Origin of the sequence: Marinobacter maritimus (assembly GCF_007671675.1) — a bacterium.
GTDB lineage: Bacteria > Pseudomonadota > Gammaproteobacteria > Pseudomonadales > Oleiphilaceae > Marinobacter > Marinobacter maritimus.
Genome location: NZ_VCGW01000006.1, coordinates 129,666 through 154,758, shown reverse-complemented (window position 1 = coordinate 154,758; position 25,093 = coordinate 129,666). Strand labels below are relative to the sequence as shown.

Below are 25,093 nucleotides of genomic sequence, written 5' to 3'. Positions count from 1 at the left end.
TATGCTGCAACCAAAACGCACCAAATTTCGCAAGGTAATGAAAGGCCGTAACACCGGTCTTGCTCACCGCGCCAACAAGGTGAGCTTCGGTGAATACGGATTGAAAGCGACGAGCCGTGGGCGTATAACTGCGCGCCAGATTGAAGCGGCACGTCGTACGATGACACGTAAGATCAAACGGGGTGGTAAGATCTGGATCCGGGTTTTCCCGGACAAGCCGATCACCGGTAAGCCGCTTGAAGTACGTATGGGTAAAGGTAAGGGTTCTGTTGAGTATTGGGTGGCGGAAATTCAGCCAGGCCGTATGCTCTACGAGATGGAAGGCGTTGCTGAAGATGTTGCACGCGAAGCCTTCACACTCGCAGCGGCCAAATTGCCGGTACAGACCACCTTCGTAACGAGGACGGTGATGTGATGAAAGCAACAGAGCTGCGTGAAAAATCAGCCGAGGAGCTGAACAAGGAGCTGATCGACCTCCTGAAGGAGCAGTTCAACCTGCGCATGCGCAAGGCGACAGGTCAGCTCAATCAGTCTCACCTTCTCGCCGGGGTGAAACGCGATATTGCTCGTGTGAAAACAGTTTTGAACGAAAAGGCAGGACAGTGACATGACCGAAGCTACCCAAACTGCCAGAACTCTTAGCGGCAAGGTCGTGAGCAACAAGATGGAGAAATCCATCGTGGTATTGGTCGAGCGTCAGGTAAAGCACCCTCTGTACGGTAAGTACATGAAGCGTTCAACCAAGATCCACGCTCACGATGAGAGCAACCAATGCAATATCGGTGACACTGTGACCATTCAGGAAACCCGTCCGGTCTCCAAGACCAAGAGCTGGGCCCTGGTGGAAGTCACTGAACATGCATCCAAGGTGTAAATCGCCCGGAGAACAACCATGATTCAGACTCAGACAATGCTTGAAGTCGCGGATAACAGCGGTGCGCGTCAGGTGATGTGCATTAAGGTCCTGGGCGGTTCACACCGGCGTTACGCCAGCGTAGGGGATATTATCAAGGTGACCGTCAAGGAAGCCATCCCCCGCGGTAAAGTGAAGAAGGGCCAGGTCCTGAAGGCTGTAGTAGTGCGCACCCGCAAGGGTGTTCGCCGTCCCGATGGGTCGCTGATCCGTTTCGACGGCAACGCGGCTGTACTTCTGAACAATCAGGACGCACCCATTGGTACCCGTATCTTCGGACCGGTTACCCGTGAACTGCGAAATGAGAAGTTCATGAAAATTATCTCACTGGCACCCGAAGTACTTTAAAGGACCAGAGGCCGGTTATGAAAAAGATCAAACGAGATGACGAAGTAATCGTCACCACGGGGAAAGATAAAGGCAAACGTGGTAAAGTTCTGAAAGTTCAGGACGACGGCAAAGTGATTGTTTCTGGCATCAATATGATGAAGAAGCACACCAAACCGAACCCGATGCTGGGCACCCCAGGTGGCATCGTCGAAAAAGAAGCACCTATCCAGGCTTCCAACGTGGCTATTTTTAATCCGCAGACCGGCAAAGCCGATCGTGTTGGCTTCCAGATCAAGGAAGACGGGGCGAAAACGCGGATCTTCAAAGCTACGAAAGAAGCTGTCGATAACCAGTAAGCGGTGGTGGTTACGATGCTTAACATGAAAGAGCAGTACAGTAAGGAAGTGGTACCCGCCCTGCAGAAAGAGTTCGGCTACAAGAACATTATGCAGGTGCCGCGTATCGAAAAGATTACCCTGAACATGGGTGTCGGCGAAGCAGTTGGCGACAAGAAACTTATTGAAAATGCTGTGGCAGATCTCGAACGCCTGGCTGGACAAAAAGTGGTTGTTACCACGGCGCGTAAATCTGTAGCGGGTTTTAAAATCCGTGAAGGTTGGCCGATTGGTTGTAAAGTTACCCTGCGCGGTGAGCGTATGTGGGATTTCTTCGATCGACTGGTTCACATTGCGGTTCCCCGCATTCGTGACTTCCGCGGTCTGAATCCCAAGTCCTTTGACGGGCGCGGTAACTACAGCATGGGTGTACGTGAGCAGATAATCTTTCCTGAGATCGAGTACGACAAAGTCGACAAGATCCGTGGTCTGGATATCACCATTACCACCAATGCCGATACCGACGATGAAGGTCGCGAGCTGTTGAAAGCTTTCGGTTTTCCGTTCAAGAAATAAAGGAACGAGTGTAATGGCTAAGGTTTCCATGAAAAACCGTGAGCTGAAGCGTGAGCAAACCGTTGCGAAATTTGCAGCGAAGCGCGCGGAGCTCAAGGCGATTATCAAAAACCCAAATACCAGCGATGATGACCGCTGGGAAGCGCAGATGAAGCTCCAGCAGCTTCCTCGTGATGCGTCTCCTTCGCGTCTTCGTAATCGTTGCCAGGTGACTGGTCGTCCCCACGGCGTGCTACGCAAGTTCGAACTTTCACGGATTAAACTCCGTGAGTACGGCATGCGCGGCGACGTTCCGGGTCTGACCAAGGCAAGCTGGTAAGATAGGTATCCTGACTTCGGTCAGGTGCCTGTTGGTAAGCGGTGCGGCAAGCCGCTGCACAACTAAAAAGATCAGGAGCCTCATACCAATGAGTATGCAAGATACGCTTGCGGATATGGTAACCCGTATACGCAACGCCCAGATGGCATCGAAAGCAGACGTTACGATGCCGTCTTCAAAAATGAAGATCTCTGTGGCCCAAGTCCTCAAGGACGAAGGTTACGTTGCGGATTTTTCCGTTACAGCTGACATAAAGCCCGAGCTGACGATCACTCTGAAGTATTTCGGCGGCAAGCCGGTTATTGAGTCGATCAAGCGGGTTAGCCGTCCGAGCCTGCGCCAGTATAAGGGCACAGGGGAGCTGCCGAAGGTATCCGGTGGTTTGGGAGTCGCGATTGTCTCTACGTCCAAAGGCGTAATGACAGACCGTGCCGCACGTGCTGCCGGCGTGGGTGGCGAAGTCATCTGCACCGTATTCTAGGAGAATCACATGTCCAGGGTTGCCAATAATCCTGTCGTGCTGCCTTCCGGTGTTGAGGTTAAGCTAAACGGACAGGAAATTAGTGTAAAGGGCTCCAAAGGAGCGCTTGAGTTTTCAATTCACCAGGCGGTGGAAGTAAAGCAGGAAGAGAACGTTCTTCGTTTTGCTGCCCGTGATGGTGCCCAACAGTCCCGCGCTCTTGCTGGTACAACCCGCGCGCTGGTCAGTAACATGGTGACCGGTGTATCCGCTGGCTTCGAGCGCAAGCTCCAGCTTATCGGTGTAGGTTACCGGGCCCAGGCGCAAGGTAAGAAGCTTAATCTGACACTGGGTTTTTCTCACCCGGTCGAGTATGAGCTGCCCGAGGGGATTACCGTTGAAACTCCGTCTAATACGGAAGTTGTCATTCGCGGTATCGATAAGCAACAGGTTGGCCACGTCGCTGCGGAAATCCGTGCGTTCCGTCCACCCGAGCCCTACAAGGGTAAAGGTGTTCGGTATGCGGATGAGCAAGTAAGACGTAAAGAAGCCAAGAAGAAATAAGGCGGGACTATGAGCGCGAATAACGAAAGATTGCGTCGCGCACGCAAAGTGCGCATGAAGATCCGTGAGCTGGGTACGACACGTTTGTGCGTTCACCGCACGCCGCGTCACATGTATGCTCAGGTTACGTCAGCAGATGGCAGTAAGATTATTGCCACTGCCTCCACGTTGGATAAGGAACTGCGCCAGGGTGCAACCGGTAACGTGGATGCCGCCAAAAAGGTCGGTCAGCTGATTGCTGAACGTGCCAAGGCGGCAGGAGTTGAGCAGGTCGCTTTCGACCGCTCCGGTTACCGTTATCATGGTCGCGTGCAGGCTTTGGCCGACGCAGCCCGTGAAGCTGGCTTGCAATTCTAAGAGGTGGAGAAGATGAGCGTTAACGATCAGAAGGCGCCTGAGCTCCAGGAAAAGCTGGTTCAGGTGAATCGCGTCGCCAAAGTGGTCAAGGGCGGTCGCGTTTTTGCGTTTACCGCACTGAGTGTTGTCGGTGACGGGAAAGGACGCGTTGGCTTTGGTCGCGGCAAGGCACGTGAAGTGCCAGTCGCTATTCAGAAGGCAATGGAAGCTGCACGCAAGAACATGGTAGATATACCGCTTGACGGTACTACCCTGCAGTATGCTGTGCGGGCCCAGCATGGTGGCTCCAAGGTGTATATGCAGCCGGCCTCTGAAGGTACAGGTATCATCGCGGGTGGCGCGATGCGTGCAGTGCTTGAGGTTGCAGGTGTTCAGAACGTACTTTCCAAATGTTACGGGTCTACCAACCCGGTGAACGTGGTACGTTCCACCATCAAGGGTCTCCAGGCCACTCAGGCGCCTGAAGATATTGCAGCCAAGCGCGGTAAATCCGTCGAAGAGATTCTGGGTTGAAGTCATGGCTAACGCAAAAACGATAAAAGTAACTCTGACCCGCAGCCCGATCGGCTGCCAGCCCAAGCACAAACTGTGTGTAAAGGGCTTGGGTCTTCGTAAAATCGGTCACACCGTTGAAGTTGAGGATACACCTTCAATTCGCGGCATGATCAACCGGGTAGATTACCTGGTGCAGGTTGAGGAGAACTAAGATGCGTCTGAACGAACTTAGTCCGGAGCCTGGTTCACGCCCCGCCGCCAGGCGCGTTGGCCGTGGTATCGGAAGCGGTCTCGGTAAAACCGGTGGCCGTGGTCATAAAGGTCTGAAAGCCCGGTCCGGGGGCAGTGTTGCTCCTGGTTTCGAGGGTGGTCAGCAGCCTTTGGCTCGTCGTCTGCCGAAGTTTGGTTTTACATCGCGTCAGCAGCGTTATGTTGCCGAAGTTCGCTTGAACGAACTGGCGAAGGTTGAAGGCGATATTGTGGATCTTGCGGCCCTTAAAAAGGCCGACATCATCCGCGATGAGATTCGCGAAGCCAAGGTTATTCTGTCCGGCGAGCTTGACCGTGCAGTAACCGTTAAGGGACTTCGGGTAACCAAAGGCGCGCGCGAGGCAATTTCTGCCGCGGGTGGGAAAGTCGAAGACTAAGACGAGTCGAGGACTAAATGGCGAAGAACGCATCATTGCCTGCGGGCGCGGGAAAAGGACTTGCTGAGCTGAAATCCCGGCTCTGGTTTGTCTTCCTGGCATTGTTGGTGTACCGGGTTGGTGCCCACATTCCTGTGCCAGGTATTAACCCCGACCGGCTGGCAGCACTGTTTGAACAGAATCAGGGTACGATTCTGAGCATGTTCAACATGTTTTCCGGTGGTGCGCTCGAGCGTATGAGTATCTTCGCTCTCGGTATCATGCCGTATATCTCGGCCTCGATTATCATGCAGCTCATGACTGCGGTAAGTCCGCAGCTTGAGCAGCTGAAAAAAGAGGGTGAGGCTGGACGTCGGAAGATCAGCCAGTACACGCGGTATGGTACGGTTATTCTTGCCCTGGTTCAGGGTTTTGGGATTTCTGTTGGTTTGGCGTCGCAGGGCGTTACCTTCAACGACAGTTACAGCTTCCATTTTGTGGCGGTTGTGTCTTTCGTCAGCGGTGCGGTCTTCATGATGTGGCTGGGCGAGCAGATTACCGAGCGAGGTGTTGGAAACGGCATTTCTCTCTTGATCTTTGCTGGTATAGTAGCCGGACTTCCGGGTGCGATTGGGCAGACTCTGGAACAGGCCCGTAACGGCGAAATGAGCTTGTTGGTTGTTCTGGGTATTGGTGTCCTGGCGATTGCAGTGGTTGGCTTCGTGGTTTTCATGGAGCGCGGCCAGCGTCGTCTGACTATCAACTATGCCAAGCGTCAGCAAGGTCGTCAGGTGTTTGCACAGCAGTCCAGTCACTTGCCTTTGAAGGTGAACATGGCCGGGGTCATCCCGCCCATATTTGCCTCGTCCATTCTTCTGTTCCCGGCATCGTTGGGTCAGTGGTTTGGCCAAGGTGAAGGCATGGAATGGCTGAGTGACGTCTCCCAGGCACTCGCTCCGAGCCAGCCGTTGTACATTATTCTGTTTGCAGCAGCAGTGGTATTCTTCTGTTTCTTCTATACAGCGTTGATGTATAACCCAAAGGAAGTCGCGGATAACCTCAAGCGCTCAGGAGCGTTTATTCCGGGCATTCGTCCGGGCGATCAGACCGCCAAATATATTGATGGCGTGCTAACTCGTCTGACGCTGTTCGGTGCAATGTACATTGCAGCAGTTTCCCTGTTCCCTCAGTTTCTGATGGTTGCCGGGAATGTGCCCTTCTATCTGGGCGGCACCTCACTGCTGATTGTTGTAGTCGTGGTGATGGATTTCATGGCTCAGGTTCAGTCGCACCTGATGTCGCATCAGTATGAATCGCTGATGAAGAAATCCAATCTCAAGGGCTATGGTCGGAACGGTTAGTCCCGTTCCCCTTGAAAACTGGAGTCGACAATGAAAGTACGCGCTTCGGTAAAGAAAATTTGCCGTAACTGCAAAGTAATTCGTCGCAATGGCTCGGTACGAGTCATTTGCCCGGAACCTCGCCATAAGCAGCGTCAGGGCTGATTCCCTCGGGAAACAACCTGGTCTGTGAAAAGGGTAAGAATGATAGCGCTTGACTCGGTAGCGGGTCAGGCGCTATTATTTCGCGCCCTTTTATAGTGGCGGAAAATTCACACAGCAAAGCTTTGAACGCGGAGTAATTTGGATGGCACGTATAGCCGGTGTCAATATACCCGATCACAAACATGCTGTTGTCTCGCTCACCTACATTTTCGGTGTTGGCAAGACCACAGCCCAGAAGCTTTGCGATGCAACCGGCGTTAAGCCGGACGTCAAGGTCAAAGACCTGTCCGACGAGCAGCTTGAGACACTTCGTACTGAAGTGGGGAAAGCAATTGTCGAAGGCGATCTGCGTCGTGAAGTACAGATGAACATCAAGCGTTTGAAGGATCTCGGATGTCACCGTGGTCTGCGCCATCGTCATGGGCTTCCAGTCCGTGGTCAGCGCACCAAGACCAACGCACGCACCCGTAAAGGTCCACGCAAACCTATTCGTAAGTAACAGGTAGGCAAACATGGCAAAGCCAGGTACACGTACCCGTAAAAAGGTGAAAAAGACAGTTGTTGATGGCGTCGCGCACATTCACGCGTCCTTCAATAACACGATCGTGACCATTTCAGACCGACAGGGCAACGTTCTGTCCTGGGCCACCTCAGGTGGTTCCGGTTTTCGTGGGTCGCGTAAAAGTACACCTTTTGCTGCGCAGGTAGCAGCTGAAAGAGCCGGTAACGCGGCTGCTGAATACGGCCTTAAAAACCTGGACGTAGAGGTTAAGGGACCCGGACCCGGACGTGAATCTGCAGTTCGCGCGCTTAATTCGTGCGGCTACAAGATCACTAACATCACAGATGTGACGCCGATTCCCCATAACGGCTGTCGTCCGCCCAAAAAGCGCCGCGTCTAACACAGGAGACAGTGAAATATGGCTCGTTATATAGGCCCGAAGTGCAAGCTGTCTCGTCGTGAAGGGACAGATCTTTTTCTAAAGAGCGGTGTTCGCGCGCTGGATTCGAAGTGCAACATCGAGACCCCGCCGGGTATGCACGGCGCGCGTCGCAGTCGTCTGTCCGAATATGGCGTACAGCTTCGTGAAAAACAGAAAGTTCGTCGTATTTACGGCGTTCTTGAAAAGCAATTTCGCAACTACTACAAAGAGGCTGCCCGTCTGAAGGGTGCAACCGGTGAAAACCTGCTGCAACTTCTTGAAACGCGCCTTGATAACGTTGTGTATCGCATGGGTTTCGGTTCTACCCGTGCTGAGTCCCGTCAGCTCGTCTCTCACAAAGCGATCCTGGTCAATGACAAGGTAGTGAATATTCCTTCCTACAAGGTCAAGGCAGGTGATGTTGTGAGCATACGCGAAAAAGCCAGAAACCAGCTGCGCGTTAAAGGCGCTCTGGATCTGTCTGCAAGCCGTGCGCCGGTGAGCTGGGTAGAGGTCGACGCCACCAAGATGTCCGGCGTTTACAAGTCAGTGCCTGAGCGTACTGAACTGCCGGCCGACATCAATGAGAACCTCATCGTCGAGCTTTACTCCAAGTAAAGCCCGGTTAGCAACGATAGTAGATAGGGGCGTCTATGCAGCGTTCAGTACAAGAGTTATTGACACCTCGTACCATTGACGTGAAGGAATCGGGTGCGACTCGCGCCAAGGTTACGCTTGAACCTCTGGAAAGGGGTTTTGGCCATACTTTAGGAAGCGCGTTGCGTCGAATTCTCTTGTCTTCGATGCCGGGCTGCGCCGTAACTGAAGCGCAGATTGACGGTGTCTTGCACGAGTACAGCGCAATCGAGGGTGTCCAGGAAGACGTGATTGAGATTCTTCTGAATCTCAAGGGCGTTGCGGTAAAGATGAACGGTCGGGACGATACTGAGCTCACGCTCAGCAAGAAAGGTCCGGGCGTCGTTACAGCCGGTGATATCAAGCTGGATCACGATGTTGAGATTTCCAATCCGGATCATGTGATCTGTCACCTGAGTGAAAATGGTGAAGTGAACATGCGTCTTCGGGTGGCCCGCGGTCGCGGCTATGAGCCTGCGGATCAGCGTGGTCTCGATGAAGATGAGACCCGCGCCATCGGACGTCTGCAACTGGATGCAACCTTCAGCCCGGTTCGCCGCGTGGCTTATTCCGTGGAAAGCGCACGGGTAGAGCAGCGCACTGACCTGGACAAGCTGGTTATTGATCTGGAGACCAATGGCACCATCGATCCGGAAGAAGCAATTCGTCGGGCGGCCACGATTCTCCAACAGCAACTGGCAGTATTTGTCGACTTTGATCATGAAAAAGAGCCAGAGCGTGTCGAAGAAGAGGAAGAAATTGATCCGATTCTGCTGCGCCCGGTTGATGATCTGGAGCTGACAGTGCGTTCAGCAAACTGCTTGAAGGCCGAAAATATTTACTACATCGGCGATCTTATCCAGCGCACAGAAGTTGAGCTGTTGAAGACGCCTAACCTTGGTAAGAAGTCGCTCACCGAGATCAAGGACGTTTTGGCGTCCCGCGGTTTGTCTCTGGGGATGCGTCTTGATAACTGGCCGCCGGCTAGCCTTCGTGGCGACGACCGGGTTCTGGGCGGTTGATTGCCGATTAGTTTAAGGTAAGGAATCAGAGCAATGCGTCATCGTAAGAGTGGTCGTAAGTTCAGCAGGACCAGTGCGCATCGCAAGGCCATGTTTCGTAACATGACTGCGTCACTGGTTGGTCATGAGCTGATTAAAACAACGCTGCCGAAAGCCAAAGAGCTTCGTCGGGTAGCGGAGCCTTTGATCACGCTCGCCAAGAAAGATTCGGTTGCGAATCGTCGTCTGGCGTTTTCTCGCCTGCGCGACGACGCAGCGGTTGCCAAGCTGTTCAATGAGCTTGGCCCCCGTTACAACGAGCGTCCGGGTGGTTACCTTCGTATTCTGAAGTGTGGCTTCCGTGCCGGCGACAATGCCCCTATGGCATTCGTAGAGCTGGTCGGTCGTCCGTTGGACATCGAAGCAGAAGAAGTAAGCGACGACGAGTAACATTGTCGTCTCGTAAAAAAACCGGAGGCGTCACCGCCTCCGGTTTTTTTGTGCCCGGAAAACCTGCGCGTCAGTCCTTGCGCATTAGCATGGGTTGCAGATAGCGGCCAGTATGGGAGGCTGCGTTGTCCGCGATCTGCTCCGGTGTGCCTTCAGCGATGATCTGACCGCCTCCAGAACCACCTTCCGGCCCAAGATCAATGACCCAGTCCGCTGTCTTGATGACGTCCAGGTTGTGTTCGATCACCACAATGGTGTTGCCGTGATCCCTGAGGCGTTGGAGCACATTCAGCAATTGTTGGATATCGTAGAAATGTAGCCCTGTGGTCGGTTCATCGAGTATGTACAGTGTCTTTCCGGTGTCCCGTTTGGAAAGCTCTTTGGCAAGCTTTACGCGCTGGGCTTCACCGCCGGAAAGAGTTACAGCGCTTTGCCCTAAACGGATGTATGAGAGGCCCACATCGATCAGGGTCTGAAGCTTCCGGGCAAGAAAGGGTACTGCATCGAAAAATTCCCGACCTTCCTCGACCGTCATGCTCAGCACTTCGTTAATATTTTTACCTTTGTAGCGAACTTCCAGTGTCTCTCGGTTGTACCGCTTGGCCTTACATACATCGCAGGGCACGTATACGTCCGGAAGAAAGTGCATTTCAACCTTGATCATGCCATCGCCCTGACAAGCCTCGCACCGGCCACCTTTGACGTTGAAGGAGAAGCGCCCTGGCTTGTAGCCTCTTGATCGTGCCTCCTGGGTGCCTGCAAACAATTCCCGAATGGGGGTGAAGAGACCAGTATAGGTGGCGGGATTTGATCGGGGCGTCCGGCCGATCGGGCTTTGGTCGATATCAATGACCTTGTCCAGGTGGTCGAGACCTTTAAGCCCTTTGTAGGGAGCGTGGGTGAGACTGGTTGCCTTGTTGAGCTTGGCGGCGGCAACCGGGTAAAGCGTACTGTTTATCAGGGTCGACTTTCCGGATCCTGAAACACCCGTGACGCAGGTCATAATGCCCAGGGGCAGGGTGAGCGTGACATCCTGAAGATTGTTGCCGGTGGCGCCAGTCAGAGTCAGGGTTTTGCCTGTTCCCGTATTTCTGGTTTCGGGAATGGCAATCTCCTTCACTCCGCTGAGATACTGGCCGGTCAGTGAATCGGGATTGGCGAGGATTTGCGCTGGCGTACCCTGGGCGATGATCTGCCCTCCGTGAACACCGGCGCCTGGTCCAATATCAATAACGTGGTCGGCTGCGAGGATAGCGTCTTCATCGTGTTCGACTACGATGACCGTATTGCCCAGATCGCGAAGGTGGGTGAGGGTGCTCAGTAATCGATCATTATCGCGTTGGTGGAGCCCGATAGAGGGCTCGTCGAGAATATACATGACACCGACCAGGCCGGCACCGATCTGGCTGGCCAACCGTATCCGTTGTGCTTCGCCGCCGGAGAGCGTGTCGGCGCTGCGTTCAAGTGTCAGGTACTCCAGGCCCACATTGACCAGGAACTGCAGCCGCTGCCGGACTTCCTTCGTGATCTTTTCTGCAATCTCGCCTTTGCGGCCGGGTAACGTGAGCGTGTCGAAATAGGTATAGGCTTCCCCAATGGGAAGGTGAGTGAGGTCCGGAAGGTTGTGATTGCCGATAAAAACGTGACGGGCGCTGCGACGCAGACGAGACCCGTTGCAATCCTTGCAGGCCTGGGTGCTGAGGTTCCGAGCCAGCTCTTCGCGCATGCTCGGTGAGTCTGTTTCCCGGTAACGACGTTCAAGGTTCGGGATGATGCCCTCGAAGGAATGGGACTTTTCCATAATGTGCCCACGGGAGTTCACATAACGAAACGGAATCTCTTCGCTGCCAGACCCAAACAGGAGTACCGTGCGAAAGTCGTCCGGGAGCTCCGCCCAAGGCGTTTCCAGGTCCATTCCGTAGTGCTCTGCAACACTGCCCAGCAGTTGAAAATAGTACACCGCCCTGCGGTCCCACCCCTTGATAGCACCGGCAGCAAGCGTTGCTTCCGGGTGCTGAACGATTTTGCCCGCATCAAAGAATTGCTTGACGCCCAGGCCGTCACAGGTTGGGCAGGCCCCGGCGGGGTTGTTGAAGGAAAACAGCTTTGGCTCAAGCTCGCTTAACGCATAGCCGCATTGAGTACATGCATATTTTGCGGAAAAGGTGTGCTCGTCACCTTCAAGGCTTTTGTCGCCATCCATCGGAGCTACAAGGGCGATGCCATCAGCAAGTCCCAGGGCAGTTTCAAAACTTTCGGCAAGTCGTTGCTCAAGGCCAGGCTTCACTTTGAAACGGTCAACCACTACTTCGATCTGGTGCTTGCGCTTTTTGTCGAGCGTTGGAACATCGTCGATGTCATACACGACGCCGTCGACGCGCAGCCGAATGAAGCCCTGGCTGCGCATGGTCTCCACAACCTGAAGATGTTCGCCTTTGCGGTCCCGGATAACCGGAGCAAGGATCATCAGCTTGCTGTCCTCCGGCATTGCAAGTACCTGATCAACCATCTGGCTGACGGTTTGCGCCTCCAGTGGCTGGCCGTGATCCGGACATCGAGGTTCGCCTGCGCGAGCAAACATCAGCCTCAGGTAATCGTAGATCTCTGTGATGGTACCGACTGTCGAGCGAGGGTTGTGGGATGTTGATTTCTGCTCGATAGAGATGGCAGGAGACAGACCTTCGATATGGTCTACATCAGGCTTTTCCATCATTGAGAGGAACTGGCGAGCGTAGGTGGATAAGGATTCCACATAGCGCCGCTGACCTTCGGCATAAAGCGTATCGAATGCCAGGGATGATTTGCCTGAGCCGGATAGCCCGGTTATGACGATCAATTTGTCCCTTGGGATATCCAGGTCGATGTTCTTCAGGTTGTGGGTCCGTGCCCCTTTGATCTGGATATGATCCATAACACCTCGCTTGGAGAAAAAACGTAAATTATACCGCGTTACGCCGGCCGCGGCGAAAATGCCTATCAAGTTGTACCTGTCCCCCGCCGGAGAACCTTCTGTTACAATGCGCCGCCTGTGGAAGATATGTTCTTTCGCAAGGTTACGCTTTAAACCCCGGGAGAGGAGCCAACTGCCATGAATACGCTGGAGAAACGCTCCGTCTTTGCGCTGGCATCGGTTTATGCTGTACGCATGCTCGGGCTGTTCATGATCATGCCAGTATTCATGTTGCTGGGTGATGGCCTTGAAGGTGCAACTCCAGCACTGCTCGGCTTCGCCATTGGCGCTTACGGGCTGAGCCAGGCCCTGCTGCAGATCCCTTTTGGCCTGCTTTCAGATCGGGTTGGCCGCAAACGCATGATCTATATCGGCCTGGTTGTGTTTGCTGCGGGCAGCATACTGGCAGGTTCCGCGGATTCAATATACGTTGTTATCGCTGGTCGGATTCTTCAGGGCGCGGGCGCTATTGCCAGTGTGCTCATGGCGCTGCTCAGTGATCTTACCCGGGAAGAAGAGCGAACCAAAGCCATGGCGACGGTGGGCATCTCTATCGGGCTTTCCTTTTCCGTCTCGTTGGTGCTCGGGCCGCTGCTGGGTTCGGTATGGGGGCTGTCCGGGATTTTCTATGCCACCGCAGTGCTGGCCATGATAGCCCTGCTCATTGTTAGCCGTGTGGTGCCTACGCCGCACCAGCATAAAATCAGTGCCGACACTCACCCTGCAAAAGCCATGCTTGGAAGAGTTCTGTCTGACAAGCGGTTGTTGCGACTGGATTTTGGTATTTTCGCACTGCACCTGGTGCTGACTTCGCTGTTTCTGGTGTTTCCATCGGTTCTGCAGAATCAGCTTGGACTAGCCAGCGCTTCACACTGGTGGTTTTACCTGAGTGTGATGATTACCTCATTTTTTGCCATGGTGCCTTTTATCATTATTGGCGAGAAAAAACGGATGATGAAAACGGTACTCTGTGGTGCAATTGCTCTGCTTACCGTTGCGACGGCAGGGCTTTCTGAAGTGTCTTCTGGTCTTGTCTTCGCATGGGTTGTAATGTTTTTCTTTTTTATGGCCTTCAATTTGCTGGAAGCCAGCCTTCCTTCTCTGATCAGCAAAGAGGCGCCGGCGGCCAGCAAAGGAACGGCCATGGGTGTGTATTCAACCTCGCAGTTCATGGGCGCTTTTCTGGGTGGAGCCTTTGGTGGTTACCTGTTGCAGCGGTTTGGAATTGAAGGTGTTGTGTGGTTTATGGTGGCCGTTCTCGGGCTATGGCTGCTGGTTGCTCTGACCATGCCTGCGCCGGGCCACTCATCAGGTTTCGTGGTACAGTTGCGGGACATGGTCAGCGACCAGTACGACGATGTTGATGGCAGTCTGCGCAGCTTGCCGGGTGTGCAGGATGTAGTCATTGTTGAAAACGCTGCCACCGCCTATCTTAAGGTGGATCGACAGCACTTTGATGAGGCGTTACTTGCGGACTTTCCATTCGTCCGACGGGGTAGCAGTTCTTGAAATCCGGAGGCTCGCAAGGAGTGCGGGTGTCGTTGAAAACAGAATCAGGAGCAGAACATGGCAAGAGGCGTAAACAAAGTTATTCTTATCGGGAATCTCGGGCAGGATCCGGATACCCGTTATACCCCGAACGGCAATGCCGTGGTGAACCTGAATCTTGCTACTGACGAGAGCTACAAGGATCGCCAGACCGGCCAGATGGTTCCGAAAACCGAATGGCATCGCATTGTCATGTTCGGAAAGATTGCCGAGATCGCTGGTCAGTACCTGCGTAAAGGCTCGAAGGTCTATATCGAGGGCAAGCTTCAGACGCGTAAATGGCAGAACAAAGAAGGCCAGGACGTTTATACCACTGAGGTTGTTGTCGACATTAATGGCCAGATGCAAATGCTGGATACGCGTGGTAGTGAAGGTGGAATGAGCCAAGGTGCTCCTGCCGGGCGCCCGCAGCAGTCAGCACCGGCGGCGCAGCCCCAGAATAATGCGCCGCCGGCGCAGTCGGGTGGTTATAGCCAGAATCAGAACCAAAATCAGCCTTCACAGGGCAGTAGCATGCCTGAGCCGGTAGATGATTTTGATGATGATATTCCGTTCTAGCCGACAGGTGATGAATAATGTAACGAAAACGGCTGCTCAGGCAGCCGTTTTTTTATGTCTGCTTTCTCCTCACGCTTACTCTTCGTCGATGCTATCCATACCCAATTCATTAATTTTGCGCGTAAGTGTGTTTCGGCCCCAGCCAAGAAGGATCGAGGCATCCCGGCGGCGCCCCCCGGTATGCTTAAGAGCGGTCTCGATCATGATCTTTTCAAACTCTGGCAAGGCCGACCCAAGAATTGCCTTTTCTCCTCTTTTCAATTCTTGGTCGGCCCAGTTTTTAAGCCCCTCCTGCCAGGTTATTCCCGTGGTCTGAGCTTCAATCTGGTGTAGCAACTCGGGAGGCAAATCATCGATATGAATCTCTCGTCCGCTAGCCATGACTGTGAGCCATCGACAGGTGTTTTCTAGCTGGCGTACGTTGCCGGGCCAAGGTAGGGTTGTGAGATAGTTTTCAGCTTCCGGGCGCAGAATCTTGGGTTCTACAGAAAGCTCTCTGGCTGCCCGTTGTAAAAAATGCAGCATCAATCGGGGGATGTCTTCGCTGCGCTCAGCCAGCTTCGGCAGATGCACGCGGATAACGTTTAACCGGTGGAAAAGATCTTCCCGGAACGATCCGGACTGAACGAGTCTCTCGAGGTTCTGGTGAGTGGCGGCGATGATTCGGACATCCACTTTGATGGGGGTGGTACCGCCGACGCGATAAAATTCGCCATCGGCCAGAACTCGCAACAGCCGGGTCTGGGTGTCAGCTGGCATATCACCGATTTCATCCAGAAACAGTGTGCCACCGTTGGCTTGTTCAAACCGGCCCTGGCGCACTGCAGTGGCTCCGGTAAATGCGCCTTTCTCATGACCGAAGAGCTCCGACTCGATAAGGTCTCGCGGTATGGCCGCCATATTGAGGGCTATAAACGGATGCCGGGCCCGGGGGCTGTGGTTGTGCAGAGCCTGGGCGACAAGTTCCTTCCCTGTTCCGCTCTCGCCGTTGATTAATACAGTAATATTGGAGTGGGAAAGCCGGCCGATAGCGCGAAAAACCTCCTGCATGGCGGGTGCCTCACCGATAATTTCGGTGCTGCGCTGGATGGTTTCTGCTTGCGGCTGAGACGCGGCCCGCTTTTCGTGGCTGTGAGCAATCGCCCGTTTCGCCAGGGCAACCGCATCGTCTACATCGAACGGTTTTGGAAGATACTCGAAAGCGCCGGTCTGATAACTGGCAACGGCGCTTTCAAGGTCAGAATGGGCGGTCATGATAATGACGGGTACGTCGGGGTGGGCTTCAACAATATGTGACAGCAAGGTGATGCCATCCACCCCAGGCATGCGAATATCACTTATTATGGCGTCTGGCTGCTCACGCTCCAGTCGCCTCATAATATTTTCACCGCTCTCGAAAACGGTGGTCTGCATGCCAGCCTGGCTCAAGGCGCGTTCCAGCACCCAGCGTATGCTCCGATCGTCGTCGACGATCCAGATGTTGGCGGATTGTTGGCTCATATAGTGCGCTCCAGGGGCAGGAAAATGATGAAGTCTGTCTGGCCGGGCTCGCTCTCGCACTCAACCAGCCCATGGTGCTGGCTGATGATGCTCTGAGTAATTGATAGCCCGAGCCCGGTGCCATTGGCACGGCCACTGATCATCGGGTAGAAAATATTCTGGCGCAGCTCCGGAGCGATTCCCGGGCCGTTGTCGATGATGTCTATTCGACATACAAGTCGATGGCAATTGGGCCCGATAGTGACTTGCCGCAAGGCCCGGGTGCGGAAAGTAATTGTGGGTGTTTTCTGGCTCTCCGGATGGGCGGCTTCGCTTTCAAAGGCCGCTTCCATCGCATTGCGGGCAATGTTGAGAAAAGCCTGGATCAGCTGTTCTTTATCGCCTGAAAACTCCGGCAGACTTGGGTCGTAGTCCCGTTGAAACAGCACTCTGCCTTTGCATTCCGCTTCCAGCAGGGTTCGTACCCGTTCAAGGATTTCGTGGATATTTACAGATGCCGGTTTTAGCGCCTTGTTAGGGCCGAGCATGCGGTCAACAAGGTTGCGCAAGCGATCGGCCTCTTCAATGATGACCCGGGTATATTCACGCTGGTCTGCACTGGATAGTTCCCGGTCAAGCAATTGGGCTGCGCCGCGAATGCCCCCGAGCGGGTTCTTTATCTCGTGTGCCATGCCGCGCACCAGGATCCGGGTGGTTTCCTGCTGGGTGATCAGGTCTTCTTCCCGGCTTATCCGTAGCAGGCGATCCCGGGGTTGGACCTCCACCAGCAGTGCGGCAGGACTTTGTTCAAGGGGCGAAACAGAGTAGTCCACAATTCTCTGTGAGCCGCTGGCAAGAAGGAACTCCGTTTCCCGGCGAGTATAGGACTGGCCTGATTCTGCAGCAATACGCAGGGTGTTGAAGGTGCTCTCGGCATCAAGAAGGATGTCGCGCAGATGCAGTCCTGAGCTGCGGGTCATGCTGGTCTCAAACAGGCTTTCTGCGGCTGGATTCAGATAGCGGATTATCAGATCGCTTCCCAGCACAAGGACGGCCGTCGTGAGGTTGTCCAGCATGGCCTTGTATCTGTTTGCGTCGGCTGATGAGTTTGCCATACCTGCTTCCTGTTGGTTTCATGCCGGAGGAGCGGGGGAGTCGCGCCATGCGTTCATGGCACACCGCTCAACCGCTACAAAAAGAGTTAGCAAGAACTGAACCAGTTTCGAAATGCGCTTGGCTTGCCTGGGCAGCCAGAGGAGAAATATGTAGGAGGCGCGTTATTTCAGGGCGGCCAGACAAGGAAGGAGGCGGGCAGCCTGAGCGCATTGCTCCGTTGCTGCTCTGAGTGTCGCACAATACTGGGGCCTGCGCACCAAATTGGTGCGATCGGTTAATGTCAGTTTTGAGTGGAAGGGCGGTGAACCGTAAAGCGAATCGGGCTGCCGGTTTTAATCTGCACGCCATTCTGGTCCACAATGTGGATGCCGGCCTCGTGTGTGCCCCGGAACACGTTGCTTACGGTAACCGTGCCGGAAGAGCTCTGGCCAACTGGCTGACCGTCGAGCGTCACTTCGTATCTGTGGTCAGGCTTAAGGCCGGGTATGCTGCGCATCTCAAAGCGCACGTCGCCACTGCCTGTGTGGAATGCCTGCTCATCTTCAGGGTAGGAGAATGATACGCTCTCGTAGATTGACCCTTCCCGCTTTACTTCTTCCCGGAGTTTGTCGGTTTCCTTGACGTTTTGTGGTTTGGGCAAGGTGACGGTTGTAACCGGCTTTACCTTAATGGTTTCTGCGCCTTTTGACGGCTCGTCGGAGAAGGTTACATTGCCTTGAGCATCTACATTGCGGTAGACCTCTGCGGCCACGGGCCCTGCGATCAGGAGCAATAGCCCTGCGGTGATTCCAAGCCTCGGGTTCATAATCACAACCTGTGTAGTGTTTGTATTGATTATCAATGGCCGGGCAGGCCTTTTCAATGCAGGAGAGGGAGATGTTGGTTACATATCGTTAAGGGCGGCGGCAGTGTGCGGAAGATCACAAAAAAGCCCCGCTCTTTCGGAGCGAGGCTTTTGGTGTTGCTATTCACCGCCAGGAGCGGTTCAAGCAGAAACCGCCAAGGCGGCCTTTAGCACGAATAGTACAGTTCGAACTCAACCGGATGGGTGGTCATGTTGATGCGCTCAACTTCGCCACGCTTAAGATCGATGTAGCCCTGGATCATATCTTCAGTAAATACGCCGCCACGGGTAAGGAACTCGTGGTCTTCTTTCAGGCAGTCCAAGGCTTCCTGCAGGGTTTCAGCCACTTTCGGAATGCTCAGAGCTTCTTCTTTTGGCAGGTCGTACAGATCCTTGTCCATAGCGTCGCCAGGGTGAATCTTGTTCTGGATGCCATCGAGGCCAGCCATCATAAGCGCAGAAAACGCCAGGTAAGGGTTGGCAGCCGGGTCAGGGAAGCGCACTTCCACGCGGCGGGCTTTCGGGCTGGTTACATACGGGATGCGGATTGAGGCGGAGCGATTGCGCGCAGAATAAGCCAGCATAACCGGCGCTTCGTAGTGCGGAACCAAGCGCTTATAGCTGTTTGTAGCTGGGTTGGTGAAAGCGTTGAGCGCTTTGGAATGCTTGATAATGCCGCCCACGTAGAACAATGCCATTTCACTCAGGCCGGCATAGCTGTCGCCTGCAAACAGGTTTTTGCCGTCTTTGTTCAGGCTCATGTGCACGTGCATGCCGGAACCGTTGTCGCCAACCACGGGCTTGGGCATAAAGGTAGCGGTTTTACCGTAGGCGTGAGCCACGTTGTGCACGCAGTACTTCAGGATCTGGACTTCGTCGGCTTTTTTGGTCAGCGTGTTGGCGCCAACACCGATTTCGCACTGGCCTGCTGTGCCTACTTCGTGGTGGTGTACTTCAATAACCAGGCCCATGGATTCCATGGCTGCGCACATAGCGCCCCGCAAGTCGTGCAGGCTGTCAACCGGAGGTACAGGGAAGTAGCCGCCTTTCACGCCCGGGCGGTGGCCAATATTGTTTTTATCAAAGTCGTCGCCGGAAACCCATGCAGCTTCTTCTGAATGAAGCGAGTACATGGAGCCCTGCATGTCGGTTTTCCATTTCGCCGAATCGAATACGAAAAACTCTGGCTCAGGGCCGAACAACGCACCATCTGCGATACCGGTGGACTTCAGGTATTCCTCGGCCCGGCGGGCAACGGAGCGCGGATCCCGTTCGTAGCCCTGCATGGTGGAAGGCTCAACAATGTCACAGGTAATGTTGACGGTACTTTCTTCGGTGAACGGATCGATAACCGAGCTGCTGTCGTCCGGCATAAGAATCATGTCGGATTCGTTGATGCCTTTCCAGCCCGCGATGGAGGAGCCGTCAAACATCTTGCCTTCCGCGAAGAAATCCTCATCGACTTCAGTTGCCGGAATGGTGACATGCTGCTCTTTGCCCCGGCTGTCGGTGAAGCGCATATCAACCCATTTGACTTCGTGCTCTTTAATCAAATCAACTGTCTTGGACATTGTGTATGCTCCATAAGTTATCCCGCACCGCGGGTGAATTCGTGATCGTATCCCGGAGCGCTCTGAAGAGGCTGAGTTCCGGTCTATTGTTCAGGTTTGCGCAGCTTAGCAAAAGCTGTTGGTTCTTACCTTCACATTTCGGTTTTACAGATGCCCGGAAAACCTGATGGGTAGAATAAAGCAAGGTGCTTGCCAGTTTTGACTGGATTCTCTGCAGTAGTGTTTTCACGGCTGAATGCAGCGTGTCCAGATGACGTATAAGGATGAGCTCAGGTGGTTGGCCTTTCTCGACAGGGAGGGCTGGCACCATAGTGGTGCGCCGATATCCGTGCGGCTCGCAATATTGCGCCAATTTGGTGCGCCACAATTAATGGGCGAAATTGATTAAGAAATAGGCGTTCTTCTACATATAAACGTTGCGGAGTTTTAGATATACTGCGCGCCGCTTCATTTTCTCCGCATGGGCCTGGGTTTCGGATCCGGATGCTGCATGTGAGGCGCCGGGCCTTCAGGTCTCGGTGGATGAGTTCATTTTACAGATCTGAGACAACTTCTGCGGGCAGTGCCCGTAAACGACTCTCTCAGGTCATTGAGTGCATGCCGCAGGAATAATTTTGTGATTGAGAAACTTCGTAATATCGCCATTATCGCCCACGTTGACCATGGTAAGACCACCCTTGTAGACAAGCTGCTGCGTCTGTCCGGCACGCTGGATCGCAAAGAGCTCGAGAATGAGCGCGTCATGGACTCCAACGACCAGGAAAAAGAGCGTGGCATTACCATTCTGGCCAAAAACACCGCATTGAAGTGGAACGGCTACGATATCAATATCGTAGACACCCCGGGCCACGCGGATTTTGGTGGTGAAGTGGAGCGGGTAATGAGCATGGTGGACTGCGTGCTGCTGGTGGTTGATTCCATCGACGGGCCAATGCCACAGACTCGTTTTGTAACCCAGAAAGCGTTCGCGGCTGGTCTGCGCCCTATTGTTGTGGTCAACAAAATTGACCGTCCGGGCGCACGACCGGATTGGGTTGTAGATCAGGTGTTCGATTTGTTTGACAGCTTGGGCGCCACCGACGAGCAACTGGACTTTCCCATTGTTTATGCCAGCGCACTTAACGGTGTGGCCGGCCTGGATCATGAAGATCTCAGCGACAACATGGACGCTGTATTCCAGGCGATTGTCGATCACGTGCCTGCACCCTCAGTGGATATGGATGGCTCGTTCCAGATGCAGATCTCGCAGCTGGACTACAGCAGCTTTTTGGGGGTTATTGGTATCGGCCGCATCGCTCGCGGCAAAGTGAAAACCAATACGCCGGTAATTGCGATTGGTGCCGATGGCAAGAAACGCCAGGGCCGTATCCTGAAAATTATGGGGCACTCAGGCCTGCACAGGGTTGAAGTGAACGAAGCTCAGGCGGGCGACATCGTCTGCATCAGCGGTCTGGATCAGTTGTATATTTCAGACACTCTGTGTGACATGAATAACGTCGAGGCATTGCCGCCTCTGACCGTTGACGAGCCCACCGTGTCCATGACCTTCCAGGTCAACGATTCGCCTTTCTGCGGTAAAGAGGGCAAGTTTGTCACCAGTCGCAATATCAAAGAGCGTCTGGAAAAAGAACTGTTGCACAATGTGGCCTTGCGGGTTGAAGAAGGCGAAAGCATGGACAAGTTCAAGGTGTCCGGTCGTGGAGAGCTGCACTTGTCGGTGCTGATCGAAAATATGCGTCGCGAGAACTTTGAGCTGGCTGTAGGTCGCCCGGAAGTGGTTATCAGGGAAGTGGACGGCGAGAAACAGGAGCCGTACGAGAACGTTATTGTTGACATCGAAGAGCAGCATCAGGGCCCTTTGATGGAGCAAATGGGTCTACGCAAAGGTGACCTGACCAATATGGTTCCGGATGGTAAAGGTCGTATGCGCCTTGAGTACACCATTCCTGCGCGCGGTCTGATCGGCTTCCGCAACACCTTCCTGACCATGACATCGGGTACCGGTATCCTCACCTCTACTTTCAGCCACTATGGGCCGATCAAGGTGGGTGACGTAACGAGCCGTCAGAATGGTGTTCTGGTTTCGATGGCGAAGGGCACTGCGTTGACCTACTCGCTGGAAACTCTCCAGAGCCGCGGCAAGCTCTTCCTCGACCCTGGGCAGGAAGTATACGAAGGTCAGCTTTGTGGTATACACAGCCGCGACAACGATCTGGTGATCAACCCGACCAAGGGCAAAAAGCTCGACAACATGCGTGCTTCCGGCAAAGATGAGGTCATTGCCCTGGTGCCGCCGATCAAGTTCACTCTTGAGCAGGCGTTGGAATTTATCGACGATGACGAGCTGGTTGAAGTGACGCCCAAGTCCATTCGTCTGCGCAAGAAGCACCTTACCGAGAACGAACGTAAGCGCGCGGGCAAAAAGTAACATAGACGTATTGGATCAGGCCGGCGCTGGCGACAGCTCCGGCCTTTTTTGTGTTTACACATTTCGTAAAGCTCGCCCGCCAGTCATTCAACTCCGCTACAATGCTATCGAAACTTACCTGATCGGCGGACTGGCCCATGCTCAATTTGTACCCGGACATCAAACCCTATGCCAAACACCGGCTGGCGGTTGATGCGCCTCATGAGTTGTATGTTGAAGAGAGCGGAAACCCTGAAGGTATACCTGTGCTTTTCGTTCATGGTGGCCCCGGGGCAGGGTGCGAAGACTATCATCGCCGTTTTTTTGATGCTGAGCGCTTCCGGATTATTCTGATGGATCAGCGCGGTGCTGGCCGCTCCACACCCTTGGCGGAACTGGAGGGTAACAGTACCGACAAGCTGGTCCAGGATATGGAAGCCATACGCATGTTCCTGGGTGTTGATCGTTGGTTATTATTCGGTGGGAGTTGGGGGTCGACTCTTAGTCTGGTCTACGCTCAAACGCACACCGAGCGAGTGTTGGGCCTTGTTCTTCGGGGTATTTTTCTGTGTCGCCCGCGAGATATCGCGTGGTTTTATCAGGATGGTGCAAGTCGTGTGTTCCCGGACTATTGGCAGGAATTCGAGGAGCAGATACCTGAGAGTGAGCGTGGGGATATGGTGAGTGCCTACTATCGCAGGTTAACCAGTACGAACGAGCTGGAGCAGATTCAGGCGGCAAAAGCCTGGTCAATCTGGGAAGGACGGTGTGCGACTTTGCATCCAAACCCTCGGGTTGTTGAGCATTTTGGCCATCCCCATGTTGCAATCGCATTGGCCCGCATCGAGTGTCACTACTTCATGAACTCTTCGTTTCTTGAGCATGACCAGATTATCAGGGATGCCTACAAGCTTCGGGATATCCCCGGCATCATTGTGCACGGACGCTACGACATGGTTTGTCCGCTGGATAATGCCTTGGCGCTCAGTAAGGCTTGGCCGGAAGCAGATTTGCGAATTATCCGTGATGCCGGGCACTCGGCCTCCGAGCCTGCCATTGTTGATGCGCTTGTGCGTGGTGTCGATGAGGTAGTGGCTAAAACGGTGAAAAATGCGGGTTGAAATCTTATAGCGGGAAAGGGTTGCGGGAATCTGGTTGCATGGATACACTCTTACCCGATTGTAATTCTCATTTGGCCGGAGCGATCAAAATACCGGATGAAAGGTCTTGTCCAACGAGTTTCAGAAGCGAGCGTTGAAGTTGACGAACGTGAAGTTTCACGAATAGGTTCAGGCATTCTGTTGTTGCTTGGCGTGGAGCAGGGGGATGGGCAGGGTGAGGCAAAGGAACTGTGCCGAAAAATTCTCAATTATCGAATTTTTTCCGACGAAGCGGGCCGTATGAACCTGAGTTTACTTGATGCCGGTCATGCTCTTCTTGTTGTTCCCCAGTTTACACTTGTTGCAGATACCTCCTCCGGCACTCGCCCCGGCTTTTCCCGTGCAGGCCGTCCGGAGATTGCCAAAAAACTCTATGCCGAATTCCTGGAGCTCGCACGTAATGAAATGGGCGCAGAAAGAGTTATGGAAGGGCGATTCGGTGCCGATATGAAGGTGAGTCTGATCAACGACGGGCCGGTAACCTTTATGCTCTCAACATCTGAAAGAAGACGCTGAACGAGAGGCGACGTTAACCATGCAGAATGCGCGCAAGCTCCGGTTTCCAGGACGAATGTAAGGGGGTCCGGGAATAAGGGATTGTGCCTCTAGTGCCAAAAGAACTAAAAATTAGGCATTAATTATTTGCAAACCAGACGTTGTTGTATTAAAACAGTGTCATCATCCAGTGCTTTAAGAGAGCGCTGTAAGTGCCTGAACTATATAGATCTGATTAGATTCAGGTCTCAATAATAAGAAAAGTTACCGCCGTGTCATAAATCTGACATGCGGTGGCGATAAGATCGGAGCCATCCAGTTGTTCTGGGGCGCCTTATAGAAACCGGGATTAACCCGTTGTTATTACCTGATAAAACTCGCAAAAGGACATACAACATGAAAAAAACACTCATTGCATCTGCTATCGCTGCCATATCCTTCTCTGGCGCCGCCGCTGCCCAAGATGCGCTGTCAGCCTCTGAAATGGCTGCCAAGATGGACTCTATGCCATCTGTGTACGGTAACATTCAGTACGCTCTCACCTACAACAACGTTGATGGTGGCACCAGCGATATTGCGCACAACGACAACGGCTCCACCATCGGTGTAAAGCACGATCACGAAATCGTACCCGGCATCACCGGCTTCCTGAAAATTGAGCTGGACGGACTTGACGCAGACGACAAATCCAAAGGCCGTGGCCGCATCAGGGTTGACGAAGCTTACATCGGTGTCAAAGGCGATAGCTTCGGTCAGGTTTGGGTCGGTTCAGATGACTCACTTTACGAAACCACGATCGATCAGATCGTAAACTACTATGAAGTTGCAGCGCGTAACATTGGCGGCAGCTACACCACGGGTGAAGGTGACCTGGTTCAATACATGACACCTTCTTTCGGCGGACTGAAGCTTGGTGCAGCTGTACAGATTAACGGCGACGGCGACACCCAGTCAGGTGGCAAGAGCTACCCGTACCAGTTGGCGGCAATTTATTCCGTCGATGCGCTGAGCATGGCTTTTGCTATGGACTCTAATGATGGTGATACATCGTATTCTTCAGGCACTGTCGAAACGCCGAAGAACAACGAAAACACCTACGGCGTTCGCGTTGCATACAACATGGATGCCCTGGGCGCTTCTCTTGAGTACCAGACCCGTAAAGATGCATACGACATTGTTGGTGTTCAGGGCACTTACACCCTGGGCAAGAACGTGTTCGCACTGTCTTATGAATTGGCGGAAGCTGATGGCGTAAACGGCGACGACAAGCGGGACACTATTGCCCTGCAAGCACTGCACAATCTGTCCAGCAACATGTATGTCTACGTTGAAGGCAACCTGTCTGGCGGTGATGACGGTGTTTACGGCGTAGCTGATAAGAGCGAAGCTTCAACTGTTTCAGTTGGCGCTACTTACTACTTCTGATTTGGCAGCCGCCATTAACGAAGCAGTTTGAAGAAAACCGGTGACCGCGA

The 25,093-nt window shown here is 53.7% G+C and carries 31 protein-coding genes; 26 read left to right on the top strand and 5 right to left on the bottom strand.

The window, feature by feature from the left end:
- The first annotated feature begins 1 nt into the window (after position 1).
- From rplP to rplQ, 20 genes are all read left to right on the top strand, one after another.
- Positions 2-415 carry a 50S ribosomal protein L16 gene (gene rplP / locus FFI90_RS18335; protein ID WP_072799767.1) on the top strand — a complete coding sequence of 138 codons (414 nt, stop codon included), beginning with the start codon at positions 2-4 and terminating at the stop codon, positions 413-415.
- Complete coding sequence (rpmC, locus tag FFI90_RS18330) at positions 415-606, top strand: 50S ribosomal protein L29 (protein WP_144780242.1); 192 nt, start codon at positions 415-417, stop codon at positions 604-606. The genes rplP and rpmC overlap by 1 nt, the downstream gene beginning before the upstream one ends.
- A 1-nt stretch (position 607) precedes the next feature.
- A complete protein-coding gene (gene rpsQ, locus FFI90_RS18325) occupies positions 608-874 on the top strand; it encodes a 30S ribosomal protein S17 (RefSeq protein ID WP_071267344.1) in 267 nt (88 codons plus the stop codon).
- Between the two features lie 18 nt (positions 875-892).
- Entirely contained in the window at positions 893-1,261 is a 369-nt protein-coding gene (gene rplN, locus FFI90_RS18320; RefSeq protein ID WP_007154005.1) for a 50S ribosomal protein L14, read from the top strand.
- A 17-nt stretch (positions 1,262-1,278) separates the two neighbouring features.
- Complete coding sequence (gene rplX / locus FFI90_RS18315) at positions 1,279-1,599, top strand: 50S ribosomal protein L24 (RefSeq protein ID WP_144780220.1); 321 nt, start codon at positions 1,279-1,281, stop codon at positions 1,597-1,599.
- A 15-nt stretch (positions 1,600-1,614) separates the two neighbouring features.
- Positions 1,615-2,154 carry a 50S ribosomal protein L5 gene (gene rplE, locus FFI90_RS18310; protein ID WP_144780219.1) on the top strand — a complete coding sequence of 180 codons (540 nt, stop codon included), beginning with the start codon at positions 1,615-1,617 and terminating at the stop codon, positions 2,152-2,154.
- Between the two features lie 13 nt (positions 2,155-2,167).
- Positions 2,168-2,473, top strand: a complete 306-nt coding sequence (gene rpsN, locus FFI90_RS18305; protein ID WP_144780218.1) for a 30S ribosomal protein S14 — start codon at positions 2,168-2,170, stop codon at positions 2,471-2,473.
- A gap of 88 nt (positions 2,474-2,561) precedes the next feature.
- Entirely contained in the window at positions 2,562-2,954 is a 393-nt protein-coding gene (rpsH, locus tag FFI90_RS18300; protein ID WP_144780217.1) for a 30S ribosomal protein S8, read from the top strand.
- Positions 2,955-2,963: 9 nt separating this feature from the next.
- Positions 2,964-3,497 carry a 50S ribosomal protein L6 gene (gene rplF / locus FFI90_RS18295; protein ID WP_144780216.1) on the top strand — a complete coding sequence of 178 codons (534 nt, stop codon included), beginning with the start codon at positions 2,964-2,966 and terminating at the stop codon, positions 3,495-3,497.
- 9 nt (positions 3,498-3,506) lie between these two features.
- Complete coding sequence (rplR, locus tag FFI90_RS18290; RefSeq protein ID WP_144780215.1) at positions 3,507-3,854, top strand: 50S ribosomal protein L18; 348 nt, start codon at positions 3,507-3,509, stop codon at positions 3,852-3,854.
- A gap of 12 nt (positions 3,855-3,866) precedes the next feature.
- On the top strand, positions 3,867-4,367 hold the full coding sequence (gene rpsE / locus FFI90_RS18285) for a 30S ribosomal protein S5 (protein ID WP_144780214.1): 501 nt from the start codon (positions 3,867-3,869) through the stop codon (positions 4,365-4,367).
- 4 nt (positions 4,368-4,371) lie between these two features.
- A complete protein-coding gene (rpmD, locus tag FFI90_RS18280; RefSeq protein ID WP_144780213.1) occupies positions 4,372-4,560 on the top strand; it encodes a 50S ribosomal protein L30 in 189 nt (62 codons plus the stop codon).
- Between the two features lies 1 nt (position 4,561).
- Complete coding sequence (gene rplO / locus FFI90_RS18275; RefSeq protein WP_144780212.1) at positions 4,562-4,996, top strand: 50S ribosomal protein L15; 435 nt, start codon at positions 4,562-4,564, stop codon at positions 4,994-4,996.
- Between the two features lie 17 nt (positions 4,997-5,013).
- Positions 5,014-6,336 carry a preprotein translocase subunit SecY gene (gene secY, locus FFI90_RS18270; RefSeq protein ID WP_144780211.1) on the top strand — a complete coding sequence of 441 codons (1,323 nt, stop codon included), beginning with the start codon at positions 5,014-5,016 and terminating at the stop codon, positions 6,334-6,336.
- 30 nt (positions 6,337-6,366) lie between these two features.
- Positions 6,367-6,480 carry a 50S ribosomal protein L36 gene (rpmJ, locus tag FFI90_RS18265; RefSeq protein ID WP_072799745.1) on the top strand — a complete coding sequence of 38 codons (114 nt, stop codon included), beginning with the start codon at positions 6,367-6,369 and terminating at the stop codon, positions 6,478-6,480.
- A gap of 142 nt (positions 6,481-6,622) precedes the next feature.
- Positions 6,623-6,979: a 30S ribosomal protein S13 gene (rpsM, locus tag FFI90_RS18260; protein ID WP_144780210.1), complete on the top strand. Its 357-nt coding sequence runs from the start codon at positions 6,623-6,625 to the stop codon at positions 6,977-6,979.
- 13 nt (positions 6,980-6,992) lie between these two features.
- A complete protein-coding gene (gene rpsK, locus FFI90_RS18255; protein ID WP_044387623.1) occupies positions 6,993-7,382 on the top strand; it encodes a 30S ribosomal protein S11 in 390 nt (129 codons plus the stop codon).
- A gap of 18 nt (positions 7,383-7,400) precedes the next feature.
- The gene (gene rpsD / locus FFI90_RS18250) at positions 7,401-8,021 is read left to right on the top strand and encodes a 30S ribosomal protein S4 (protein ID WP_144780209.1); all 621 of its coding nucleotides are present in this window, start codon (positions 7,401-7,403) and stop codon (positions 8,019-8,021) included.
- 35 nt (positions 8,022-8,056) lie between these two features.
- A complete protein-coding gene (locus tag FFI90_RS18245; protein WP_144780208.1) occupies positions 8,057-9,061 on the top strand; it encodes a DNA-directed RNA polymerase subunit alpha in 1,005 nt (334 codons plus the stop codon).
- A gap of 33 nt (positions 9,062-9,094) precedes the next feature.
- Positions 9,095-9,490 (top strand): 50S ribosomal protein L17, encoded by a 396-nt coding sequence (rplQ, locus tag FFI90_RS18240; RefSeq protein ID WP_144780207.1) that lies wholly within the window; start codon positions 9,095-9,097, stop codon positions 9,488-9,490.
- A 70-nt stretch (positions 9,491-9,560) separates the two neighbouring features.
- On the opposite strand, the gene uvrA is transcribed toward rplQ, so the two are convergent.
- Positions 9,561-12,401, bottom strand: coding sequence for an excinuclease ABC subunit UvrA (gene uvrA, locus FFI90_RS18235; protein ID WP_144780205.1), 2,841 nt, complete (start codon positions 12,399-12,401; stop codon positions 9,561-9,563).
- Positions 12,402-12,578: 177 nt separating this feature from the next.
- Between uvrA and FFI90_RS18230 the strand changes: the two genes are divergently transcribed.
- Both FFI90_RS18230 and ssb read left to right on the top strand, forming a co-directional pair.
- Positions 12,579-13,949, top strand: a complete 1,371-nt coding sequence (locus tag FFI90_RS18230; RefSeq protein ID WP_144780203.1) for an MFS transporter — start codon at positions 12,579-12,581, stop codon at positions 13,947-13,949.
- Between the two features lie 57 nt (positions 13,950-14,006).
- Positions 14,007-14,546 carry a single-stranded DNA-binding protein gene (ssb, locus tag FFI90_RS18225; RefSeq protein ID WP_144780201.1) on the top strand — a complete coding sequence of 180 codons (540 nt, stop codon included), beginning with the start codon at positions 14,007-14,009 and terminating at the stop codon, positions 14,544-14,546.
- A 75-nt stretch (positions 14,547-14,621) separates the two neighbouring features.
- On the opposite strand, the gene glnG is transcribed toward ssb, so the two are convergent.
- The 4 genes from glnG to glnA form a co-directional block, all read right to left on the bottom strand.
- Positions 14,622-16,046, bottom strand: coding sequence for a nitrogen regulation protein NR(I) (glnG, locus tag FFI90_RS18220; protein ID WP_144780199.1), 1,425 nt, complete (start codon positions 16,044-16,046; stop codon positions 14,622-14,624).
- Positions 16,043-17,140, bottom strand: a complete 1,098-nt coding sequence (gene glnL / locus FFI90_RS18215; RefSeq protein ID WP_144780197.1) for a nitrogen regulation protein NR(II) — start codon at positions 17,138-17,140, stop codon at positions 16,043-16,045. Before glnL ends, glnG begins: the two co-directional genes overlap by 4 nt.
- A 281-nt stretch (positions 17,141-17,421) precedes the next feature.
- Entirely contained in the window at positions 17,422-17,946 is a 525-nt protein-coding gene (locus tag FFI90_RS18210; protein ID WP_144780195.1) for a DUF4124 domain-containing protein, read from the bottom strand.
- Between the two features lie 206 nt (positions 17,947-18,152).
- A complete protein-coding gene (gene glnA, locus FFI90_RS18205) occupies positions 18,153-19,556 on the bottom strand; it encodes a glutamate--ammonia ligase (RefSeq protein ID WP_144780193.1) in 1,404 nt (467 codons plus the stop codon).
- A 616-nt stretch (positions 19,557-20,172) separates the two neighbouring features.
- Here glnA and typA point away from each other — a divergent pair.
- The 4 genes from typA (at position 20,173) to FFI90_RS18185 (ending at position 25,043) form a co-directional block, all read left to right on the top strand.
- On the top strand, positions 20,173-21,984 hold the full coding sequence (gene typA, locus FFI90_RS18200) for a translational GTPase TypA (protein ID WP_144780191.1): 1,812 nt from the start codon (positions 20,173-20,175) through the stop codon (positions 21,982-21,984).
- A 137-nt stretch (positions 21,985-22,121) separates the two neighbouring features.
- Positions 22,122-23,084 carry a prolyl aminopeptidase gene (gene pip, locus FFI90_RS18195; RefSeq protein WP_144780189.1) on the top strand — a complete coding sequence of 321 codons (963 nt, stop codon included), beginning with the start codon at positions 22,122-22,124 and terminating at the stop codon, positions 23,082-23,084.
- Positions 23,085-23,180: 96 nt separating this feature from the next.
- A complete protein-coding gene (gene dtd, locus FFI90_RS18190; RefSeq protein WP_144780188.1) occupies positions 23,181-23,639 on the top strand; it encodes a D-aminoacyl-tRNA deacylase in 459 nt (152 codons plus the stop codon).
- Positions 23,640-24,014: 375 nt separating this feature from the next.
- On the top strand, positions 24,015-25,043 hold the full coding sequence (locus FFI90_RS18185) for a porin (protein WP_144780186.1): 1,029 nt from the start codon (positions 24,015-24,017) through the stop codon (positions 25,041-25,043).
- Positions 25,044-25,093: the final 50 nt, after the last annotated feature.

What these genes read in the sequence shown, in the direction of transcription:
- rplR (WP_144780215.1), top strand. Translation starts at nt 3,507, where the DNA reads ATGAGCGCGAATAACGAAAGATTGCGTCGCGCACGCAAAGTGCGCATG.
- uvrA (WP_144780205.1), bottom strand. Translation starts at nt 12,401, where the DNA reads ATGGATCATATCCAGATCAAAGGGGCACGGACCCACAACCTGAAGAAC.
- rpsH (WP_144780217.1), top strand. Translation starts at nt 2,562, where the DNA reads ATGAGTATGCAAGATACGCTTGCGGATATGGTAACCCGTATACGCAAC.
- ssb (WP_144780201.1), top strand. Translation starts at nt 14,007, where the DNA reads ATGGCAAGAGGCGTAAACAAAGTTATTCTTATCGGGAATCTCGGGCAG.
- rplX (WP_144780220.1), top strand. Translation starts at nt 1,279, where the DNA reads ATGAAAAAGATCAAACGAGATGACGAAGTAATCGTCACCACGGGGAAA.
- rplF (WP_144780216.1), top strand. Translation starts at nt 2,964, where the DNA reads ATGTCCAGGGTTGCCAATAATCCTGTCGTGCTGCCTTCCGGTGTTGAG.
- rplE (WP_144780219.1), top strand. Translation starts at nt 1,615, where the DNA reads ATGCTTAACATGAAAGAGCAGTACAGTAAGGAAGTGGTACCCGCCCTG.
- rpsE (WP_144780214.1), top strand. Translation starts at nt 3,867, where the DNA reads ATGAGCGTTAACGATCAGAAGGCGCCTGAGCTCCAGGAAAAGCTGGTT.
- rpsK (WP_044387623.1), top strand. Translation starts at nt 6,993, where the DNA reads ATGGCAAAGCCAGGTACACGTACCCGTAAAAAGGTGAAAAAGACAGTT.
- glnA (WP_144780193.1), bottom strand. Translation starts at nt 19,556, where the DNA reads ATGTCCAAGACAGTTGATTTGATTAAAGAGCACGAAGTCAAATGGGTT.
- rplP (WP_072799767.1), top strand. Translation starts at nt 2, where the DNA reads ATGCTGCAACCAAAACGCACCAAATTTCGCAAGGTAATGAAAGGCCGT.
- pip (WP_144780189.1), top strand. Translation starts at nt 22,122, where the DNA reads ATGCTCAATTTGTACCCGGACATCAAACCCTATGCCAAACACCGGCTG.
- rpmC (WP_144780242.1), top strand. Translation starts at nt 415, where the DNA reads ATGAAAGCAACAGAGCTGCGTGAAAAATCAGCCGAGGAGCTGAACAAG.
- rplN (WP_007154005.1), top strand. Translation starts at nt 893, where the DNA reads ATGATTCAGACTCAGACAATGCTTGAAGTCGCGGATAACAGCGGTGCG.
- dtd (WP_144780188.1), top strand. Translation starts at nt 23,181, where the DNA reads ATGAAAGGTCTTGTCCAACGAGTTTCAGAAGCGAGCGTTGAAGTTGAC.
- rplO (WP_144780212.1), top strand. Translation starts at nt 4,562, where the DNA reads ATGCGTCTGAACGAACTTAGTCCGGAGCCTGGTTCACGCCCCGCCGCC.
- rpsM (WP_144780210.1), top strand. Translation starts at nt 6,623, where the DNA reads ATGGCACGTATAGCCGGTGTCAATATACCCGATCACAAACATGCTGTT.
- secY (WP_144780211.1), top strand. Translation starts at nt 5,014, where the DNA reads ATGGCGAAGAACGCATCATTGCCTGCGGGCGCGGGAAAAGGACTTGCT.
- FFI90_RS18210 (WP_144780195.1), bottom strand. Translation starts at nt 17,946, where the DNA reads ATGAACCCGAGGCTTGGAATCACCGCAGGGCTATTGCTCCTGATCGCA.
- rpsD (WP_144780209.1), top strand. Translation starts at nt 7,401, where the DNA reads ATGGCTCGTTATATAGGCCCGAAGTGCAAGCTGTCTCGTCGTGAAGGG.
- rpmD (WP_144780213.1), top strand. Translation starts at nt 4,372, where the DNA reads ATGGCTAACGCAAAAACGATAAAAGTAACTCTGACCCGCAGCCCGATC.
- rpmJ (WP_072799745.1), top strand. Translation starts at nt 6,367, where the DNA reads ATGAAAGTACGCGCTTCGGTAAAGAAAATTTGCCGTAACTGCAAAGTA.
- glnL (WP_144780197.1), bottom strand. Translation starts at nt 17,140, where the DNA reads ATGGCAAACTCATCAGCCGACGCAAACAGATACAAGGCCATGCTGGAC.
- FFI90_RS18230 (WP_144780203.1), top strand. Translation starts at nt 12,579, where the DNA reads ATGAATACGCTGGAGAAACGCTCCGTCTTTGCGCTGGCATCGGTTTAT.
- FFI90_RS18245 (WP_144780208.1), top strand. Translation starts at nt 8,057, where the DNA reads ATGCAGCGTTCAGTACAAGAGTTATTGACACCTCGTACCATTGACGTG.
- glnG (WP_144780199.1), bottom strand. Translation starts at nt 16,046, where the DNA reads ATGAGCCAACAATCCGCCAACATCTGGATCGTCGACGACGATCGGAGC.
- rpsQ (WP_071267344.1), top strand. Translation starts at nt 608, where the DNA reads ATGACCGAAGCTACCCAAACTGCCAGAACTCTTAGCGGCAAGGTCGTG.
- rplQ (WP_144780207.1), top strand. Translation starts at nt 9,095, where the DNA reads ATGCGTCATCGTAAGAGTGGTCGTAAGTTCAGCAGGACCAGTGCGCAT.
- rpsN (WP_144780218.1), top strand. Translation starts at nt 2,168, where the DNA reads ATGGCTAAGGTTTCCATGAAAAACCGTGAGCTGAAGCGTGAGCAAACC.
- FFI90_RS18185 (WP_144780186.1), top strand. Translation starts at nt 24,015, where the DNA reads ATGAAAAAAACACTCATTGCATCTGCTATCGCTGCCATATCCTTCTCT.